This window comes from Lysinibacillus agricola (assembly GCF_016638705.1).
In the GTDB taxonomy this organism is placed as follows: domain Bacteria; phylum Bacillota; class Bacilli; order Bacillales_A; family Planococcaceae; genus Lysinibacillus; species Lysinibacillus agricola.
This window is the reverse complement of record NZ_CP067341.1, coordinates 2,813,935-2,835,070: the sequence shown is the minus strand read 5'-3', so window position 1 is coordinate 2,835,070 and position 21,136 is coordinate 2,813,935. Positions and strand designations below refer to the sequence as shown.

Below are 21,136 nucleotides of genomic sequence, written 5' to 3'. Positions count from 1 at the left end.
TTCTACCTGTAGAAAGGATACTAAACATTAGTTTTTACAGAAGCAAGATCTCATCTTCTTTTGCAAATTCATTTTCTTTAAAAACTTTTTTACTTTTTGCTGGTCGGCTGTATAAATAATCAGCACTAGGGATTTAATGGCTCGACTACATGCAACATAAAATAATCTGTTTGTTTTATGAAAGATTATTACGTTCTTTCATGGGAGTTTAAGTATATTTCTTCACAAGGTGATTACATGCCATGCGTAAAGAGCAATACTTTGTTCAATTCGCATTTTACTACCTCAGGATACTGATATGTACGCTGTAATTGATTAGCTGTTAGATTCTTAAGTAAATATATCCAGCGTTCATGTAGACAATCTTTTTTTTTCAAACAGTACGACTTTATTTCAAAGACACAACGATCTTACGAGGGCACTGAAAAAGTCGATTTGCCACAAAAAATGTGATGCAAATCGACTTTTTTGAGTTTCTAAATCCAACAAAAGACAGATTTATAATATAAAAAATGAATTTCTTTAGTTTTTCAGTGCCCTTCGATCTTACTACCCACTTTTTATTTATCCTACACTCTCATCTGCTAGTACTACTATTTTTTATTACCAAATTAGCTGTTTCACTCGGATGGTTAAGAGGAAAATGATGACCATATGGAACAAAATCAACCTTACCAAGATGCGAAGGAGCAGAATAGCCTCTGTCATAATCCCCCCAAATAATGCGAAGATTATACTTTGTTACTTCATTGAAATCACCTTGAACGTTTTTCAATAGTAAACTGTTAAGCTGAACCGTAGTATTTAAAATTCTAGGAGAAGTAAAACTGTTACTTATTTTTTCAATATAATGTTCAGGGATGCTCTCCGTACTTTCAAATATACCATTACTTAATAAATAACGCTCTATCAAATTAGTAGTTGCCAATTTCAATGTCCATTTGTTCATAAATTGAGGAACATTTATCGATTTAGCATTTTTTTTAGCAACAGGTGGCTGAAGTAAAGTAATTGTATACTTCTTATCTATGTACTTTTGTACTAATGCTTCCAAAAGAATATACGCACCAAATGAATGGCCAATTAGATGGGCACCATTAGTAGCTTTCTCCAATAACTTTTTCACTACATTCAAATAGATATTTAAAAGGTTTTTCTCTCGTTTAAAAGGAGAACGTCCCAAACCTGGAAGGTCCATGATCCATACAGGTCGACCCGTTTTTTCATGAAGCTCTTTTCCTAAAGGAAATAAATCCTCTCCATCACTTAATAAACCATGTAATAAAATAAACGGTTTACCCTCTCCTTGTGATTGGTAAAGGGTAGTATTATTACATAATGTTCGTTTAAATAAATGACTGTGCTGGCCATTTTGATACATCATGCGATAATCCAGATCAGCTATTACGGCTGGGAAAAATTTCATTACATTTGTCTCCTTAAACCAATCTTCTCCCATAATCTTTTTCGCTGAACCATTTGAGAATGTTCGATTTGTAATAAAGTTCAGCCCATCAGCAGGAATTTGGGTTATTTTGCTTACGCCACTATTCATAAGTGCTTTCATAAATGGCAATGGGGCAGAAATTTTAGGTGCAGTCATATTCATACTTTCTGACATAGCATCTAATAATTCTGAAATATTCTGATCATGTTGTTTATCTTCAACAAGTGTATATGTTTGTATAGTTGGTTGCTCCAATCTGAAAACCTGCACAATAAACTTTGCTAGTTCATCGTTTGCAATAAGTGGTAATCTATATTTCTTACCTCCAGGAATCACTGGCATGAGCCCTTTTCGCATACTCATCACAAGCAAGCCTAAGCCTCCTGTTTGCTCCGTACTCCCTGTTTTACTACTACCAACTACAGTTGGTGGATTAATTACTGAAAGCGGATAACCTACTGTTGATGCCTGCTGACGGATATAAAGATCTGCTAAAAACTTTGTTCTCTCATATGGATTTTTTATTTTCAAAAAATTGTTTCCTTCTTTAAACACATCTATCGCAATCTTGCTATTTTTATCATCAAAGGGACTCATATAGCCTACAACATGAATAAATTGTTGCAATCCCTTCAATTGATGAATATTTTTAGCGAATTCACTAATATGTTGGGCACCATTCAAAAATACGGAAGCTGCCTCTTTGCTTGTCGCTTGAATATCCATGGGGCCTCCTGCGTGAATAATCACATCCGTTTTCAATACCCACTCCTTATCTTCAGCACTTAGACCTAAGTCTATTTTCGTCAAATCACCTTCAATAAAGTGCATAAATGCCTCTTTTAAGATGCCTCTTTCTTGATAAATGCGTGTTGCTTTACTTTTCGATCTCACTAATAGAAGAATTGTAACATGCTCTTTGGCTAATTCCTTCACTAATTGCTTTCCAATAAAACCTGTTCCACCAGTTAAAAATACTGTTCTCATATAAATCCTCCTTTTAGTACTATTCAGTACTAATTTGATGTAAAAAAAATGCTTCTTTTATCGAAGCAAGTTAAAAAAATGATCTGCTGTTTTCATGATTACAGTTGCATCCTTCAGTGTTTCTGAAATAAATAGCGCTCCTTCAAGATTTGTAATAAAAAGAGATGCAACCTCGTCAATATTAATTGTCTTTCTAAATTCACCATTCTCTACCCCTTGTTTAAGTAATATAGAAACTTTCGTTTGTAATCCTGCAAAAAAAAGACCTATTTTTTCTTTTACTTTTGTGGCATTTGTAGGGCTTTGAATATAAAGCGTAATAAATGGACAGCTCCCCTTATATTCTCTCGTCTGAACTCCTTGTGATAATTGCTTTAAAAACAGTTGGATACGATCTTCAACTAATAATTGGTTTTGAGATAGTAATCCATCAATTGCAGATTGATACATTTCAATCCAATAATCAACGACCCCTTCCAACAATTCTTCCTTATTAGAGAAGTGATAATACACATTAGACTTTGAAACTTTGCTTACACGAACTAATTCATCCATGCTTGTATAAGCAAACCCTTTTTCTAAAAATAATGTTGCAGCTACTTCAATCACACGTTTTTGATTCATTAATTTTCCCTTTGTCATAATTAGTACTGTACAGTACTATAATAGGTGTTGCAAGTATTTTTGTTAGTTTAATAAAAAAATTGATCAAAAAAGCTATACTTTAATTGATTTTACTGCTAAAAATTAATCTCATTTTGAACAAAGTTGAACTGAACCCCAAAACTGTTTTGGATGGCTTGCAATTTTTCACTTGTGTTTTAACGCTAGGTTCATATATTTTTGAAAAGAAAACAAATTCGCCTTGGGAAAATAATATATAAATTTTCTTCATACAATTCTACTTCCATTACACCCATCTCATACTTAGCAATAATGCTTCATCGGAAATGCCCTCGGTATTTATTATTCTATTAAAATTCACTGAAAGAGGACTTAATAAGAAGAAGAAAGATGATTGAACATTGGCCTAGGTATTCAGGGGGTATCATGGGAAGAAGCCCAGATTATTTGAACACAGTTTTAATGAGCTTTGTCTCTTCAGTATCCTTTTTAAATAATAAGGACAAATGTTTTCCAAACAATCTACAAGCATTTTACGAATTGGCTAGGGAAAATGACCTGTCGTTTACACATACCTTTATTTCCCCACAAGTGAATCGTTCTTATATCTACATTGAAAATACGGATGAGCCAATCTCCGCAAAAGTTATTGATAAAAATGAAGAAGGAATCATCATTAAAGGTGCACGTCTTCTTGCTACGCAAGGTGGTTTAACAGATGAAGTATTTGTATTTAGCGTAGGTAAATTTCTATTTAATGAAGATGAAGCTTTTGCTTTTTCGATCCCTTCTAACACAAAAGGATTAAAGTTTATTTGTAGGGAAACATTCATCGGCGGACAATCTTCTTTTAATCATCCATTAAGCTCGCGGTTCGAAGAAATGGATTCTATCGTCGTCTTTGACAATGTATTAGTACCTTGGAATAGGGTATTTTATTACAGCAATGCAGAAGTAGCAGGAGAATTCCCAATTCAAAGCTCTTTCCATCCCTTTACTAAGCACCAAGTATTGACTAGACAAATTGTAAAAACAGAGTTCATCTTAGGTATTGCTGAGCTTCTTATAGAAACTTGCATCTTTTAGAACTTTTAGATGGTGGGACAATGCTGGACGGGATAAATTAGTCTTTTTTGTAAGTTCACCCACACGTATACCCTTTTCAGATTCACTTTCACCTTCGATTAAAGCAATAATGATGGATTGGCGAGTTTCATCCCCGATTGCAGCAAGCGCTTTGCTACATTCTCTAAATTCTTCAGCTAATTTTTTTAGCTGTTTTTGTTTATCCATAAACCCACCTTCCTGTTCGTGACAAATTGTATAATATTTTTTTAATGGTTCAATCCCGTAAACCATACTAACATGGAATTGGCTTAGAAACAGTATTGGGAAAGAAAATCGAGACCATTGAACCTAAATAAATGGAGGAGATAAATAATTTCTTGACCATCATAAGGATTCACTAAAATAAGTAAACAATATACAAGATTCCTAAACAATCTGGCCCGATTGTTGAACACAAGTTAAACAACGCTATTGAACTAACCTGCCCCGTTAGTTGAAGAGCAACAATAATTTAAGCGAAGTAGGTGTCCTGCCTTAGGACATATTCACAAAGCCTGAAGACAAGCAGAATTCATGTGTTGTAATAGAAAGATGATACTAACACGCAGAAATAATGGGTTTAGACCTCTTAAGCCCCCCTTTGAAATAGGGGGTTGCCTTTGTATGTAGCCCGAATTTATGCTTAAAAATATAATTGGCTATAATAATAGCCAACATATTACCAAGGATATTTAATTAAGAAAAAAACAGCCATACTAGATGTAACATAACACCTAATCCGGCTATCTTATTATTTCAATTTATTAGAAATTTATATTCTACAATTATATTTCAACCACTTATAGCTTTGAAAAAAAGTTTGATCAAAAACAGCTCGCAAACCAACATTTCCTGCAATTAAAAAAGCATCCATTTAGAAAAAAGATTGATTAAAATGGATGCCTTCCAGCAGATTTTAATTGAATTTTTATAAAAAAGTTTGATCATTTTATACCTGCGTATCTTCCGCAATCGCGCCCGATTGTTGAATAATGAAATATGAGAAAAAGCTTTATAAATGAATCCTCAGTTATTGACGTTTGATAATTCTCTTTCAACTATCCTTCGTTCGTAAAAAAACGTTTAAATAGGCTAAATTCTCCTGTAAAAAAGTTTGATGTTTTTCGATACCTCTTCTTTTACACCAACCAATTGCATTAAACGCATCGGTAAAGCTATAAAACGGTAAAACTTCTTGTAAATCAATAAGTGGACGAATGGACTCATAGCCTTTGTGATACGCATCCCTTGTTCCAGGATATTTCATGAAAATCTCACGATTAATTTTTGTAAAGTCCATTTCGGTTGCGCCAATTCGGACACTTTCAAAATCAATGATGCCGGCTACATGATTTTCATGAACTAAAATATTACCTGGTCGAAAATCCATATGTATAAAACTAGGTCCGTCTGGAGATGGAAGTAATTTCAGTTGACGTTCAAAATGCTTCAATGATTGTTCGTATAAACGAGGATCAATCACTTCTTTTACATCTTCTGCAAAGGAATAAAATTGTCGCTTAATAAACTCAGACCATTGACCATATACATTGGAAACGGAACTTTTGAAATCCTGCTCATTTGGAATGATTGCATGCAGCCTTGCGTGGTGTACTCCGATATCATAAGCTAAAGCTGTATCCACCTTCTCTGTAATCGGCACACCGTAGATTTCGGATAATAATAAAGCACCAGTAACATCCTCATTACCTTCCCAATAGTCTAACATTTTTGGTACAGGTAGCTCATTGCGTAATCGTTTAAGTACAGTATACTCACGTTCAAGTTTTACTTTTGAATAAGGAATTTTTATATATACCGTACGATGATCAATTAGCTTAATTTTATATACAGTAGAACTAAAAGACTCAGGAACGTTCTCGACTGCTAACACATTCAACTTAAATTTATCTATTACTTGTTGCAACATATCCATTCGAAAAAAAACCCATTTCTGTACCGTTTATCTTCTTCACAATCTCTAACAAAATCCGGCTATCTTATTATTTCAATTTATATTCTACAATTATATTTCAACCTCTGTTTCAGACAAATTCAATGCTTTTCCGCCCACCTTTACCTCAATAATTTCTTTCCCTTGAGTGGTTAAGGCTATAACTATTTCTGAAGGTTTTTTCATAGAGTAACCTTGCTCAACAGATATATTAATAACATGTTCAGGTTTGATTTTACCATATTTATATAGATAACATGAAAGGGCACCATTGGATGTACCAGTTGCAGATTCTTCTGGAATTCCATATAAAGGTGCCAAATTTCTACAGTGAGCATTTGAACCCTTTAGTGATTCAAGGGTAAAAATATGATAACCAATGGTATTATATTTACTGCTGATATTTGTTACTTTTTCAAAATCTGGCTTTATAGAATTTAATATATCTAAGTTTCTAATCGGTACAAGTATATCCCTAAGGCCAGTAGATACAATTTGCACTGGTAGATCCCCTAACATTTCATCTATAGTAATATTTAAGGAATCTGCAATTTCCTCCTTGTCTATTATTTCATAATAGCTTGGAGCATTTTGATCCATCATAATTGATAGGTCTTCCATTACTTCTACATTTAAAATTCCAGCCTTTGTTTCTTGAGAATATTTTCCTGGTTTAATATATCCTTGGCTTGAAAGTGTATAGAACGCTGCTATCGTTGCATGGCCACAAAGATCAACCTCTTCATTAGGTGTAAAGAATCTAACCTTGAAGTCAGCAAGGTCTGACTTCATGACAAAAGCAGTCTCACTAAAACCGATGATACCTGCTATTTTTTTCATGTCCTCATCTGATAGATAATCAGCGCTAAGTACCACTCCAGCAGGGTTCCCTCCCTCAATGGATTTTGCAAATGAATTTAATGTATAAACTTTTAACTTCATAATATGATCCCTCCAAATTGTATATCGATTTTATATTTGCACGATTGTCCCAACATTCATTTCTTCTGCTTTTGATACAATATATTTTGAAACTGCAAGATCCTGCAATGCTATGCCAGTACTATCAAAAATCGTAATTTCTTCATCACTTGTACGTCCTTTCGCATTTCCAAGTATGAATTGTCCGATTTCAGTCAAATTGTTTTTGCCTAATATACCAGCCCTTATAGCACTTTGTGTTTCTCCGACTGTCGATGCTTGTGTAATATCATCTACATATACAGAAGCTACCTCAAAGATCTTTTCATCTATTTCCTGTTTTCCAGTCATGTCTGCCCCCACACAGCTGAAATGTATGCCTGGCTTAATCCACTCCTTAAAAATCAGTGGTTTTCGCGAAGGCGTTATCGTAATTACTGCATCGGTTTCTTCCAAAGCTTTCACTGGAGTTTCTACAGCTACAAACTGAACTGACTCAATTCTTTGTTTCCAGCTCTTATTATAAGTATCGTTGATATCATTTATGATTTTATCTAGTTCCGTCTTTATTGAATACTGGAATTTTGATGCATTTTCATATTTTACGGGGTCATATATATATACCTTGTTGATTGTCTGAACTTGAGATAGAGTGGCTGCTATTTGAAAAATCGCCTGAACTCCTGTACCTACAATCATTAGTGTTTTTGAATCTTGTTTTGACAGGTGTTTCACGCCTATTGAACCTGCTGCTCCAGTACGCATTCCTGTCAAATAACTTGCGTTGATCATTGCCTTAGGAAACCCATTCTTCAAATCAAATAACATAGTCAGCCCAGTTATAGCTGGAAGCCCTTGATTTTTATTATCACCAAACCATGAAACGAGTTTTAATCCAAACACATCTTCTTCATTAAGCATCCCTGATTTAATATCCATTTCTGCCCTACCCTCAAAAATCACCTCAGATACCATGGGGAATAGTCTCACCTGATTGTTGGCTTTAAGCGCATAGGCTTTTTCTACACATGCTACTGTATTCTTGATATCAAGAATGTTCTTAACATCATTATCACTTAGAATTCTTATTGGTACCATAGTTATCATTCTCCTTTAAAACTTTAATATCTGTTAATGTAATTGTATTTGAACAACAAAAAAAAGTCTCCAACCATTCTTGGTTGTTATTTAACCAACCAAATGATATTGTAAAAGTACTATGATTTTGGAGGAATTTTATGTTGGATATCAACTGGAGACCTGATAGAAATAGTCCTTATCGATTGAATATACAGATTGTTAACTTCATAAAAGATAAAATAGCAACTGGAGAATGGCCAGTTGGTTTCAAATTGCCAAGTCAGCGGACACTTTCTGAAATTTTCTGTGTAAACAGAAGTACCGTAGTATCTGCCCTTGAAGAGCTGGCAGCTGAAGGCCTTATTAGCGGTAATGCTGGTGGAGGTACAAAAGTAATAAACAATACATGGACATTAATGTCCATTAATCATTCACATAATTGGCTTCCCTATATATCTTCGGGATTACATCAAACAAATCAAAATATAATGCAGCAGATCAATCAGGCTGAATTCCAACCTGATATCATCCGAATGGGGTCCTGCGAACCTTCCCCTGAATTAATACCTAACAAAATGATTCAGGGCGTACTAAAAAAACTGTCTAAGTCTATGGCATCGCTGGGTTATGAAGAACCAAAAGGAAACATCCATCTAAGAAGAGAGGTATGCACATACCTTAAAACAATAGGAATAGAAGCTGATCCATCCTCTGTTTTGATTACCTCTGGTGTTTTGCAGGCACTGCAGCTTATTTCCCTTGGCCTTTTGCACACGAACTCAGTAGTATATGTTGAAAAGCCATCCTACCTATATTCTCTTAGAACCTTTCAATCGTTCGGAATGCAGCCTTCGGGAATTAAGCTGGATGAAGAAGGTATAGAAATAAAAGAATTGGTTGATCGACATAGGCGGAGAAAAGGAGCAATGCTTTTTACAATACCTACTTTTCAAAATCCTACCGGGAGTGTCATGTCACTAGAAAGAAGAAAAACGCTTGTTGATGCGTGTGATAGGGAACGTTTGCCTATTATCGAGGATGATGTATATAGGGAGCTTTGGTTTGATGAACAACCTCCACAGCCAATAAAGGCATTTGATAACAATGGACTTGTATTATATATTGGTGGAATATCGAAGAATTTAAGTCCTGGTCTCAGGATTGGATGGATTGTTGGATCAGAAAAAGTCATTGAAAGATTGGCAGATATAAAAATGCAAACTGATTATGGAACCAGCTCACTCTCCCAGAATGTAACCACAGAACTATTCTCTAGTGGTCTTTATTATCAGCATAACGATATAATGAGGAAAAATGTTAAGATCCGAAGAGATGTTGCTCTTGAAGCATTAAAGAAATATTTTACCGGCATCGGTACATGGAATATCCCTAGGGGTGGATATTTCATCTGGCTTAAGTTAAATGAAGGTATATCCATGTACCAGCTTTTTACTAAAGCCTTAAGTCGGAAAATACTTGTTCACCCTGGAGATTTGTATGAGTTTCACTCTGATCAATATTTAAGAATTTCTTATTCTTATGCATCCTTAAATGAAATTGACTATGGAATTAAAACTCTTTCAGAATTGGTAGCAGAACAAATTTTTTAAGTTTCATATAGAGATTTAAATATGGCAGATAATTATAAAAATGAGTATTGAATAACCACTGTATGAGATTCGAAAGCATCATCAACTCCTCTAGTTCCTGAAGTTTTGAATCATTAATCTATCTAATTTTCTAAAAAACCAATTGTCTTATAACTCAAATAACCTATGCGCAGAACCCGAACTTTAACACAAATATCCATAGTTCTGCGTTTTTGTTCGGCCCCCTAAAGCAAACTTCCCCCAAAATAATTAGTCTGAGGGAACACATAACACACTTCAATTTTTACTCAAAAACCTCCTAAGCCTTTAATATGAGACTATTTCTTCTCTATCAATACTATGTACTCCACATGGGCTGTCAGAATAAATATATAAAAGACCTCTATCATTAATTGTACGTTTCACCGTAGTTACTCCTAAACAAATTTAATTAAAAATAATATATCATGTAAAAATCCTAAGAAGTCAATAATTATCCTATCTTTTTAGTCACACGACTATTAATAGTATGACAATTTTTTAATTCATGTGCCAAGTAATAAATACTGCATAAATGTTATGTTAAAATTTGTTCCCATTGATGGTGATTGGCTTTTCCAAATTTAAAGGTTCAATCATATCTATGATGATGATTTTCCGAGATAATAAATGATAAAACAACGTTACAGCACTTCCAAAAGGTAAATGCGTGTCTCTATCAAATTCATTTGTGATTTTACGGATGCTTTCATTAGTGCCTAATAGTCTTTGCATTAAAGAAATCGATAAATCTTCAATATACTGTACATTAATTTCACGAAACACATCATAATCTCGAATGTCATAATAATCGTGGATATAACTGATGTTTCTTGCCATTGTTTTAGGTATTTCTTCTTCTGTTACAATGCCCCAAACAATTTCTTTTCGATGCCAATACTCACGTTCAATCTCAAAAGGATATTGCCCCTTCATCCCCACTTAATTCCGCTTCTGGCATCCTATAAAGCTTCTTTAAGAACATATCAAATTTATCCATCTGAACCTGTTTTCCTAAATAAAAATCGTAAAGCATTAGATTCGCGGGGTTTGCATGTCATTTTTAAAGATATGTTGAAAAAAGCAGGCCTCCCACCTACCCGCTTCACGCTACATCACATACGGCATACTTTTGCAACATTGATGTTACAGCAAAATAAAGAAAACGTTGATTTACGAACACTTCAATAAACTCTATCAACTTTATCTTTTACGTGATCACTTTGAATCCACCAGTCAACATAAAAGCGATCAGACGGAATACCAGAATTGAGATTATCTTCCATTTATCCATAATAGTTCTCAATATAAGTAGAGCAAACTCCCCCAAGCTTTTTAATATTTAAATTGGCATTCACTGTTTCTAATGGATCATACGTCCAAGTAACTAAATCATAACCAATTTTTAAAGCTTCTTTACACTGAGCAAGTTTTAATTGTTCACCAATTCCACTGATGCGATATTCTGGATGAACCCCAAGTAAATAGGAACATAAATAAGTATTGATTCCATTAAAGCCAGCAAAGCTATATTGAAATCCAATAATTTTATCGTCTAAAAATGCTCCAATTATCATTCCACCATTATCTACCGATGTAACTGCATGGGCAACGGGAACCGGATCATCTGATTCCCAAATGATTTTTTCTAATTCACTTACCTCAAAAAACTCCTTCACATCATGGATAGGGCGGATTGTAAATGAAAGGTTTTCGAACTGACCCATATACTAGTTTTCCTTTCTCTTTTCAATTTATATTTTTGCAGCATTTAATAAACATACTGTTAAAATTTTTGTACCGTAATTGAGTGCATCAATTTGAAAAGACATTTGTGGATGATGTAAGCCTGGCTCTAAACCACACCCTAATCCAATCATCGTTGCAGCAATATGCGGATGCTTCATTGTATAGAAGTGGAAATCCTCTCCTCCACGTGTAATACAAGGTTCTACGAGATGTTCAGGTCCACATATATCCGCAATGGATTTTTTGCTATTTCAATCATCTTCTCATTGAGTGCAGCTGCGGGTACAAACCCTTGAAATTCATAATTAATTTGAGTATTCGTTAAATTCCCTACTGATTCAAGAACTTTCGCTGTTTTCTCTTGCAACTCAGCCATACCTTCATTTGATTGAGCATGTAAATCTAACGTAAATGAAGCTTTTCCTGGAATAGTATTTGCACTTTCCCCTGAATGAAGCTGTGTCATTTTAACAGAAAAAGAACAACATACTTGAAGTCTAATCCCTTGCAACACTTGGATTAATAAAGACGCAGCCTCAATCACATTACTTCCATTCTCTGGACGTGCTGCATGCGCCTGCAAGCCATAAATAACACCAACCGTAGTTACAGAGGCACCATGGACAATAGCTGGAGCAGCTTTTCCATAAGGAACTTCGACAGTTGGACGTAAATGGATGCCAAATAACATCTCAATATCATTCAAAATCCCAGCTTCTATAAACCGCTTAGCACCTTCTCCAGTTTCCTCGGCTGGTTGAAAAATGAATCGAATCGTTTTTTCTGGACGAATCCCAGCTTGTTTTAATGCTAACGCTGTATGTAACACCATTGTGCTGTGAGCATCATGTCCGCAAGAATGGTTTGCACGAACAACATGATCAACTTCTTGAACAAGAGCGTCCATATCTGCCCTTAGTCCAACAACATTACTTGTTTTACCTTCAATTTCTGCAATGAATCCGTAATGTCCTGAAAAAGTTTGTACAGTAAATCCAGCCGCTTGAAGCTTTGCAATCAAATAAGCTGAAGTTTCCTTTTCTCCCCAACTAGGTTCTGCAAGAGCGTGTAAGTCACGATATGTCTGGATAATATCTCCTTGATTGTCACTAATAAAATCGATTGGGTTTAAATTCCTCATTATTAGCTCCTTAATTAATCAATAATATACATTTATTTAAGTAGATGAATGTCTAAATTAACTTTTTCTTCTAATGCTTTCAGAATATACTGTTAGCTCTTGTAAAATATCTTCATTTACATCAATGCCTAATCCAGGTCGTTCATTAAGCTTAATAATCGGAATGTCGTATTGTAAATTACCAACATCTTTTTCAAATTTTAATGGTCCTGTTAGTTCGGCACTTGTTATGATCTTCTTTGAAAATGCAACATGAAATCCTGCTGCAGATCCAATTGATGACTCTACCATTGATCCAATTTGACATTCGATTCCTGCCATTTCTGCCATATGAGCTAATTTTACTGCAGGATATATACCACCACATTTCATTAATTTGATATTCACTTTATCAGCTGCTCGCTTCGAAATGATTTGGCGCATCTCTACACTACTATGCAGACCTTCATCTATCATCATTGGTATAGTCGATTTGCTTTTAATTTCAACCATTCCATCGCTATCAATTGCTGTTACAGGTTGCTCAATCCAATCGATAGAGAGACCTGCTAATTTATCAAGGATTTGTAGGGCTGTCGCACTATTTTTCCAACCTTGATTCACATCAACTCGAATGGCAATGTCTTCCGCAACTCGCTCACGAACTGCTTTGATTTTTTTAACATCTTCTAATGGCTCTGTACCAACTTTTAACTTTAAAGAACGATATCCAGCTTCTACACATTGTGCAGCCTCATCCGCCATATTTTCTGGTGTATCAATACTTAAAACATGGGTAATTGGCATACTTTCACGATAACGACCACCAATTAACATATACACTGGTAAACCTGCACTTTTTCCTGCCACATCATAACAAGCAATATCAATTGCAGCTTTTGCGGTTGAAACACCAAAAATTGTCTCGTCCATAAGGTCGTGAATCTACTCAATATTAAGGGGATTCTCATCAATAATAATGGGCGCTAACGTATGAGCTAGAATATTATACGTACTTTCTAATGTTTCCCCAGTTACATAACTATCAGGTACTGCCTCACCATAACCAACAAATCCATTATCAGTTGTAATTTTAACAATGATAGATTGAATACTATTATATCCGCCATAACTAACTACAAACGGATTATTCAGCTGCAATTCAATTGCAAATAAATCTACTTGTTTAACCTTCATCGTTCTATTCTCATCCTTTTAATTCGTTATTTATAACTTTTTTCATTTGAATCAATTTCATAATTACTTATTCTAGTTATAAAAACGAGAGATTCGTATATTGAATTAATTCATTGTTCGTCACTATAGTGTAATACTCTCGTTGATTGGAGCGTAAGGCGGCGACTCCTGCGGGAACAGCGCGAGCTGAAAGCCGCGCTGTTCCCGCAGTGACGAGGAGATTGAAGCCGTGCCCACGGAAAGCTTTCGCCTGGAGCGGAAATCAACCTTGTTCGGATTTTAATGTTGATTGTTCAATTATGAAATTGACTTATTGTCAGTACGATTGCAGTCGCTTTTGGAACTTTAGCAATCACTTCTTGCTTCGCTGAATGAAGAAAAAATGAATTATCTTGCTAAATCACCACCATCTTCAGCTAATGAAACTGGCACTTCTTTTTTTCGTGTAAATTTAAAGTGATAGAAGATATAGCAAAGTGCTATAAAACCAAATCCAATAAATAACGAAATACGTTGCGTAGGATCAAATGCTGTCATGACTACTAAAACCAAACACAAAGTTATACATACAATTGGAATTAACGGAAAAAGTGGGACGCGATATTTTAAATCTTCAACTTTACCGCCACTAGCGACATATTGCCTTCGGAATCTGAATTGCGAATAAGCAATCACCATCCAAGTGACAATTCCACCGACACCACTAATCGCTAATAATAATACGAATAATGTTTCTTCAGCCATAACACTTGTCAATAGAGATACGTAAGCAAAGATTAATGTAAAAGTAAGAGCATTTATTGGTACTCCACGCTTGTTCACTTTTCCAAACATCAGTGGAGCTTGACCACTCTGTGATAAAGAGAACAAAATTCTTGCACAAGCAAACATACCCGTGTTACCTACTGAAAGAATTGCTGTTAAAATAACAAAGTTCATAATATCAGCTGCATATGGAATACCTACCATATCAAACACTGTGACGAACGGACTCTCAAGAATTCCCGCTTCTTTCCAAGGAACAATTGCAGATAATACAAAGTTTGCAAGTACATAGAAAACTAAAATACGTATAATGATTGTGCGAATCGCTACTGGGATATTTCTCTCCGGGTTTTCGGTTTCTCCAGCTGCTACTCCAACAATTTCCGACCCCATGAAAGCGTATACAACTGTCATCATTGAAACAAATATCCCGATAAATCCAGTAGGCATTAAACCAGAACTTGTAAAGTTTGAGAAGAATGGAGCTTCTTGACCTTGAATTGGTACAATACCAAAAATAGCGGCTCCACCGATTATAATAAATGCGATTACTGCAAGTACTTTAATCGCTGTAAACCAATACTCCATTTCAGCAAATGCCCTAGTTGTTAATGCGTTAATTCCGAACAATAATGTCGAGAAGACAAGACACCAAATCCATATTGGAACATCTGGGAACCATCTAGCCATCAATAGTCCAGCTGCTACGAACTCCAAACCTAAATATATCGCCCAGCTGAGCCAATATATCCAACCAATCATAAATCCAGTGGCCGGTCCAATAAATTTTTCCGCATGGGCTTGGAACGAACCAGACACTGGCATAATTACTGACAACTCACCAAGGCAAACCATAACAAGATACATAATAAGTCCACCAAATAAGTAAGCTGCAATAGCTCCAAATGGACCGGCTTCTCCAATAGCATAACCTGAACCTAGGAAGAAACCAGTACCCATAACTCCGCCGACGGAGATCATAAATAAGTGTCTACTTTTCATCGAGCGTTGTAATTCTTTCGGCCGGCTATCAAACTCATTTTCCATAATATTCACCCTTTTCAGTCAATTTAACTCATAGCACTACAATGAAAACGGACGGAAGATGCGTTTTGCATCTCCTGTCTATCAAATTTAATATACTACTGTTAGATTTGGTGAAACATATTCCATTGAATCACTTTTCGCCGGTTTAAAAATTTCATATGCAACATCTCTTTGATATCTGCTTTGCTTTTTAGCTTCCGTAAAGAGAGTGCGAACATTTTTACGGCAAAGCTTTTCAATATCATCAATTACTGCTTGTGGATTTGGTTCTACTAATCCAAAAATAACAGCATCGTAAGATCTAATTGCACCAAGGTTTGCTACGAAATCAATTACAATATCAATAGCTTTCTCCTTGATGATTTCGTCTCCTTCAGCAGAAATCGGGATGTTTGCTGCTTCAACAACTAGGCTTGCTTTTACTTGATTAGCATTAGATTTATTAATAACATCTTCTAGCGCACATGGAATTAAAATATCACAATCTACATCAAGCCATTCTGAGTTTGGACGTACTACATAGTCATTTTCAAAATAATTTTGATCCATTTCACCGAACTCGTTCTTATGATCAATTAACTTTTGAACATCTAATCCATCTTCGCTAGCGACAAATAGATTCGCATCAGAAATTCCTACAACTTTATACCCTAGTTGAGAAAGTTTTAACGCACAACTTGCACCAACGCAGCCGAATCCTTGAATAATAACTCTTGCACCTTCTCCACCATCTTTATATTTCCAAGCTTCGTCAGCAGAGAATGCAACGCCATAACCTGTTACTACATCATTCATATACAATCCATCGATTTTTTGAAGTAATAAATCATCATAATCTTTTATCCCTTTTAAAACAGCTGGATCACTTTTCATAGATTGGGTAAGAGGAATTTCAATCCCAAATTCACGGAAGATTTTCAGTACATCATTATATTTCGTACCAAGGTCACTTCCTAAAGAAACTCCGTTGTCAATATACGGTAGCATAGCAATTATATATCTCCTTAATACTTCAAAAGCATCTGGAGCTTTATAATCATAGGCAATACCACCTTTACAACCTCCAGTAGTTTCTGATTCACTTGCTACATATTTATACGCCATCGCTTCTGCAAGACGCTCAACTTCCTCTCTTGTAACGGATGGGTGCATTCTTGTACCGCCACCTGTGTAACCCTTTACAAAGTTGTGTACAACCATCCATCCTTTTGCATCTGTTTCCGTGTCGTTCCATTCAACAATTAAATATGGTTTTGTAGACATATATACTCCTCCTAAGTCGAAATATAGAATAGATTCTGCATTTTAACAAAGTTAATTTCCACAATAAATAGAGCTTCGGAACTTTCAAAATCACGCTTTGGCGGACGATTTCCAACGTCCAAGATGTCCTATTGTCGATAACCCCGGCGTAGCTTTTGTATCGACAATACAAATAAACTCACTAGTTTTTATTTTTTACAATTCCATAGAGTTATTTCTGGTGTATATTTAACTACTTTCTATCGATGAATCAAAGGGAATCATAAATAGAAAATTCGTTGGTTTGATTATTTCTCCCCTCCAATTTGCTAATATTGTCTTTGTATCACTCAAACCAATGGAGTGGTTGTGGGATTAAATTCATATTAATTTGTTTTGTTTCTTGGTACTCATCCAGTCCATATGTGTAAATACTACGACCTATTTCACTTTGTTTATAGCCGCCCCATGGTGCCTGAATGTTTGTGAGGTGATAAGCATTCATCCATGTAATTCCTGAACGAACTTTCTGAATGACACGTAATACTTTATTACTGTTGCTAGAGAAGACCGCACCAGCTAAACCATAATCATTGTCGTTTGCAAGACGAATAGAGTTTATATCGCTGCGTAATTTGGGATCCCCCTTGATTATCTCATTACTTTTGGTCACATAGTGTTCAATTCTTTGCAAAGGAGACAGCCATTTATAGAAAACGATCTCTTTATGCCCATCATTTTGTTTGCTTATTTGTGCGGACGGAAAGTGCGGATATATTCATTGGAATCTTTATAATTAAGAATTCCAACTGCCTCAACATCAACAACAACCATGTAAGATTTTTTGCTAGCTAAAGCATTCGCTAATCCCTTTTCAAACTCTTCCACAGAAGTTACTTTTTCCGCTTCATACCCCATAGATTTTGCCATCATAACAAAGTCTGGGTTTTTCAAATCAACAGCAGTTTTTCTGCCATAAGCAGCCTCTTGATAATACTTCAAAATACCGTAACCTCCATCATCAAATAACAGAACAATTATTGGCGCATCTTCATGTACAGCTGTAATCATCTCACCAGCATTTACCATAAACCCGCCATCGCCAGCTACAAGTACTACTGGTTTGTCTGGTTGACCTACTTTAGCACCGATCGCCATTGGTAAACCTTGACCAATTCCTCCGCCTGTCATGTAGAGGTAATTTCTTGGTTCATGTACATCAACTAATTTATTCGCCCAAGTATAGCCAGGAATTGTAACATCTGTTACTAAAATTGTGTCATGTGGCAATTGCTCGTTCAAAATTTCGGCAATTTCACCGTAAGGCTTGATTGTGCTTCGTAGTTCTTCACGAACTCCTTCACGAACTTCTTTAATCTCTTCTATATAAATTAGATCTGGAGTGATTTCTACATCCGCTAAACCTTTATTAATTGCGGCTAATACAACTTTTGCATCACCAATTAAAAAATCTTGTGTATCAAAGTTACGGTTGAATGCTTCTGGATTCAAGTCAATATTAATATGATTTTCCGGAACAGGTGTAGACCAACCATTTGTTTCAGTGCCACGGAAACGAACGCCAACACTAATAAGTAAGTCTGCTTTGCTTACATGCTCCTCAACACGTGGGAACCATGCAAAGTTTCCAATACATAGTGGGTGATCTTCAGGAATAGCACCTTTACCTGACTCACTTGTAATGACACCTGCTTGAATTTTATTCACTAGCGTTACTAATTCTTCTGATGCACCCGCGTGAATAATTCCATCTCCCACCCAAATCACTGGGCGTTTTGCTGCAGCGATTTTTCCAATGATTCCTTCCGGTAATGTAACTTGTACTTCTAGATCTTTAACATTTTCTACATTAACTAGATTATTTTCTGGAATGATCATTGCCTGAAAATTCGTGGGAATTTGGACAGTGACTGGCCCAGTCGGAACAGTTACTGCATCTTTAATTGCTTTTCTCATGAATGGTTTAATTAGTTTTGGACGTTTCAATAAAAAAGCAGATTTATTCACACCTTCCATCATTTTCAATTGATCTTTACATTCATGGATATAACGTTGATCCGTTCCAATATAGTTTGAATCCGCTTCGCCTGTAATGTGAAGAAGAGGTGTACCAGAGTTCCAAGTTTCTGTTAGTGAACCAGCACCATTTCCAGCTCCAGCACCCGTGCTTGTTAATACAACTCCTAGTTTTCCAGTTGCGCGCGAATAAGCATCTGCCATATTGACAGCTCCGCTTTCACCACGCGATGTCGCCATACGGATTTTCCCGTCTCTGAGTATCGCATCATAAATCGGCATATTATGAATACTCACAATCCCAAATATAACTTCAACGCCAGCGTCAACTAATTCTTCTACAATTGCATCGGCTACAGTGTATTCTTGGTAGTTTTTGCTTTTCTCTACAGCTACTTTCTCTAATAGTTTCTTCATTGTGTTCCTCCCAGTAATACATATTTTTTTATTATTGATATGGCAAGTTGCAAGTTAATTGCGAATGTCAATTTTAATTAGCCTTTAACTTGTTGATATTTTTCTAAACTACCATCTGTTACTTTATTAAAATTCTTCTCTGTATTAACGCCAACTACATATGTGACAACAAAGTTTATCATCATTATTAATAGCCCCGTATCAAAGTCTTTGATCATACTTGGAAGATTTGGATATAACGTCGCCAATGTAGTATCGGTTACTGTCGAATAAATAACTAGAATGACTCCAACAATCATCCCTGCGAAAGCACCTATTTTGGTAATCGGATTCTTTTTCAGAAGACTAAAGAAAAGTGCTGGGAACAGCTGGACAATAATGCTGTAGACCATAATGTAAATTAAACCAATCAACTTCGATTCATTCAAAGCGAAAAATATAGCAATGACGACTAAGATTGGTACCAATAGACGACTTAATCTTCCAAGTTGCTGGTCGGTTGTTTTAGGTCTCCACACTTTAAAAATGTTTTTCGATAAAAGTGTAGCGGATGACAGTAATACAATTGAGCTTGGAACAAGTGCCGCCAGTGCTCCTGCCCCTCCAACTAATCCGACAAACCAAGGTGGAAATGCACCCTGTGCAAGCTTAAATATAGACATGTCTGCGTCGTTTAAACCCGGCACTTGTAAAACCGCAGCAAACCCAATAAAAACAGAAAATACGATAATAAGTTGATATATAGGCATACTTGCAGCATTCCAACGAAGGGCCTTCGCGCTTTTGGAAGAGAAAACACCCGTTTGCATATGTGGAAAAAGATAAAATGCTAACGCTATCATAATCGACGTTGTAACAAACCATGTAATACTCAATCCTTCAGCCGGAAACAAGAGCATTTCTGGATGTGCGCTCTCAATCGCTTGGAACATCGGTTTGAATCCACCATAGTAGTGGAATGGAAAATAAACGCCCATAAATATGATAACTCCAAGAATTAAAATATCTTTGAATATCGCTGTCCAGGCAGATCCGTGCATCCCTGAAATTGTTACATATACGGTGACTAATAAACCACTAAGCACAACAGCAAGTCCTGATGAAATCGACCCATACGATGATGCCGAAACAATAATTCCTAAACCAACAAATTGCATTACTAAATAGGATACAGATGCAATCACACCAATAATCGCAACAACAACTCCAAGACCTACACTCTTATATTTTTTCTCATAAAAATCTGCTTGCGACATAACATTATGTTTCTTTGCATACTTCCAAATCGGTGGTAACATCCAATATGCAACAATAAAATAGAAACAGTTAAATGCATATACTGCAGGCATCCCAACACCATAAGCCATCCCACTTGCGCCTAGGAAAGTGAATGTGGTAAACATTTCTCCCGCTAAGATAAAGAATATAGTTAATGAGCCAAAGCTTCGTCCCCCAACAGCCCATTGCTCCATATTCATTTCTTTACCTTTCCTTGCGCTAACACCTAAATAACAAGCGAATATCAAAATTGCAAATGTAATAAAAAGTGATATATTCAAATGTCCTCTTCTCCTTCATGGTTAGCAGGATCTAAAATGTTAACGATGTATAAGAAAAATGAAGTTAAGATGACCCACAATAACAGCCAAAACAAAACGAAAGGCAAGCCAAGAACGTACGGTTCTATCTTATTTATTACAGTCAAACTCCCAATAGCAGGAATTAAACTGAAAAAGTATAACCATATTCTTCTTTTCATTCTCCTTTCCTCCTTATTCCAATTTTCGACGAAAGATTTTGGCTCATTACCATAT

15 protein-coding genes and 4 pseudogenes are annotated in these 21,136 nt (G+C 35.7%); 3 read left to right on the top strand and 16 right to left on the bottom strand.

The features are described 5' to 3' along the window. Nucleotides 1–577 precede the first annotated feature (577 nt). Both FJQ98_RS13630 and FJQ98_RS13625 read right to left on the bottom strand, forming a co-directional pair. Complete coding sequence (locus FJQ98_RS13630) at nt 578–2,434, bottom strand: alpha/beta fold hydrolase (protein ID WP_053595021.1); 1,857 nt, start codon at nt 2,432–2,434, stop codon at nt 578–580. Nucleotides 2,435–2,491: 57 nt separating this feature from the next. After that, a complete protein-coding gene (locus FJQ98_RS13625) occupies nt 2,492–3,058 on the bottom strand; it encodes a TetR/AcrR family transcriptional regulator (RefSeq protein WP_053595022.1) in 567 nt (188 codons plus the stop codon). 363 nt (nt 3,059–3,421) lie between these two features. Here FJQ98_RS13625 and FJQ98_RS13620 point away from each other — a divergent pair. Continuing rightward, nucleotides 3,422–4,132 (top strand): annotated as a pseudogene (locus FJQ98_RS13620) (4-hydroxyphenylacetate 3-hydroxylase N-terminal domain-containing protein); the annotation flags it as partial. Here the strand turns inward: FJQ98_RS13620 and FJQ98_RS13615 are convergent. The 4 genes from FJQ98_RS13615 to FJQ98_RS13600 all read right to left on the bottom strand — a co-directional run bounded on the left by FJQ98_RS13615 (nt 4,103) and on the right by FJQ98_RS13600 (nt 8,138). Further along, nucleotides 4,103–4,351 carry an ArsR/SmtB family transcription factor gene (locus tag FJQ98_RS13615; RefSeq protein ID WP_053595023.1) on the bottom strand — a complete coding sequence of 83 codons (249 nt, stop codon included), beginning with the start codon at nt 4,349–4,351 and terminating at the stop codon, nt 4,103–4,105. The pseudogene FJQ98_RS13620 and the gene FJQ98_RS13615 sit on opposite strands and share 30 nt — an antisense overlap. An 868-nt stretch (nt 4,352–5,219) precedes the next feature. Then, nucleotides 5,220–6,101 carry a phosphotransferase family protein gene (locus FJQ98_RS13610; RefSeq protein WP_053595024.1) on the bottom strand — a complete coding sequence of 294 codons (882 nt, stop codon included), beginning with the start codon at nt 6,099–6,101 and terminating at the stop codon, nt 5,220–5,222. 90 nt (nt 6,102–6,191) lie between these two features. Next, the gene (locus tag FJQ98_RS13605; protein WP_053595025.1) at nt 6,192–7,061 is read right to left on the bottom strand and encodes a PhzF family phenazine biosynthesis protein; all 870 of its coding nucleotides are present in this window, start codon (nt 7,059–7,061) and stop codon (nt 6,192–6,194) included. Between the two features lie 30 nt (nt 7,062–7,091). Beyond that, nucleotides 7,092–8,138 (bottom strand): ornithine cyclodeaminase family protein, encoded by a 1,047-nt coding sequence (locus tag FJQ98_RS13600; RefSeq protein WP_053595026.1) that lies wholly within the window; start codon nt 8,136–8,138, stop codon nt 7,092–7,094. Nucleotides 8,139–8,278: 140 nt separating this feature from the next. On the opposite strand from FJQ98_RS13600, the gene FJQ98_RS13595 reads away from it, so the two are divergent. Continuing rightward, a complete protein-coding gene (locus FJQ98_RS13595; RefSeq protein ID WP_053595027.1) occupies nt 8,279–9,730 on the top strand; it encodes an aminotransferase-like domain-containing protein in 1,452 nt (483 codons plus the stop codon). Nucleotides 9,731–10,291: 561 nt separating this feature from the next. Here FJQ98_RS13595 and FJQ98_RS13590 read toward each other — a convergent pair. Continuing rightward, nucleotides 10,292–10,666, bottom strand: a pseudogene (locus FJQ98_RS13590) (TnsA endonuclease C-terminal domain-containing protein); the annotation flags it as partial. On the opposite strand from FJQ98_RS13590, the gene FJQ98_RS13585 reads away from it, so the two are divergent. After that, a complete protein-coding gene (locus FJQ98_RS13585) occupies nt 10,640–10,939 on the top strand; it encodes a tyrosine-type recombinase/integrase (RefSeq protein ID WP_075807255.1) in 300 nt (99 codons plus the stop codon). The pseudogene FJQ98_RS13590 and the gene FJQ98_RS13585 overlap by 27 nt on opposite strands. A gap of 95 nt (nt 10,940–11,034) precedes the next feature. Here the strand turns inward: FJQ98_RS13585 and FJQ98_RS13580 are convergent, their stop codons facing one another. The 9 genes and pseudogenes from FJQ98_RS13580 to FJQ98_RS13540 form a co-directional block, all read right to left on the bottom strand. Beyond that, nucleotides 11,035–11,475 (bottom strand): GNAT family N-acetyltransferase, encoded by a 441-nt coding sequence (locus FJQ98_RS13580; RefSeq protein ID WP_053595028.1) that lies wholly within the window; start codon nt 11,473–11,475, stop codon nt 11,035–11,037. A gap of 27 nt (nt 11,476–11,502) precedes the next feature. Then, a pseudogene (locus tag FJQ98_RS13575) lies at nt 11,503–12,638 on the bottom strand (amidohydrolase). Nucleotides 12,639–12,695: 57 nt separating this feature from the next. Beyond that, nucleotides 12,696–13,814: pseudogene (locus tag FJQ98_RS13570) on the bottom strand (mandelate racemase/muconate lactonizing enzyme family protein). A gap of 387 nt (nt 13,815–14,201) precedes the next feature. Then, nucleotides 14,202–15,626 carry an amino acid permease gene (locus FJQ98_RS13565; protein ID WP_053595029.1) on the bottom strand — a complete coding sequence of 475 codons (1,425 nt, stop codon included), beginning with the start codon at nt 15,624–15,626 and terminating at the stop codon, nt 14,202–14,204. A gap of 87 nt (nt 15,627–15,713) precedes the next feature. Then, nucleotides 15,714–16,889: a Glu/Leu/Phe/Val family dehydrogenase gene (locus FJQ98_RS13560; RefSeq protein WP_053595030.1), complete on the bottom strand. Its 1,176-nt coding sequence runs from the start codon at nt 16,887–16,889 to the stop codon at nt 15,714–15,716. Nucleotides 16,890–17,214: 325 nt separating this feature from the next. After that, nucleotides 17,215–17,541, bottom strand: a complete 327-nt coding sequence (locus FJQ98_RS13555; RefSeq protein ID WP_241774565.1) for an aldehyde dehydrogenase family protein — start codon at nt 17,539–17,541, stop codon at nt 17,215–17,217. A gap of 74 nt (nt 17,542–17,615) precedes the next feature. Further along, nucleotides 17,616–19,322, bottom strand: a complete 1,707-nt coding sequence (locus FJQ98_RS13550) for a thiamine pyrophosphate-binding protein (RefSeq protein ID WP_053595032.1) — start codon at nt 19,320–19,322, stop codon at nt 17,616–17,618. Between the two features lie 77 nt (nt 19,323–19,399). After that, nucleotides 19,400–20,881, bottom strand: a complete 1,482-nt coding sequence (locus tag FJQ98_RS13545) for a sodium:solute symporter family protein (protein ID WP_053595033.1) — start codon at nt 20,879–20,881, stop codon at nt 19,400–19,402. Then, nucleotides 20,878–21,081: a DUF3311 domain-containing protein gene (locus tag FJQ98_RS13540; RefSeq protein ID WP_053595034.1), complete on the bottom strand. Its 204-nt coding sequence runs from the start codon at nt 21,079–21,081 to the stop codon at nt 20,878–20,880. The genes FJQ98_RS13545 and FJQ98_RS13540 overlap by 4 nt, the downstream gene beginning before the upstream one ends. Between the last annotated feature and the right edge of the window lie 55 nt (nt 21,082–21,136).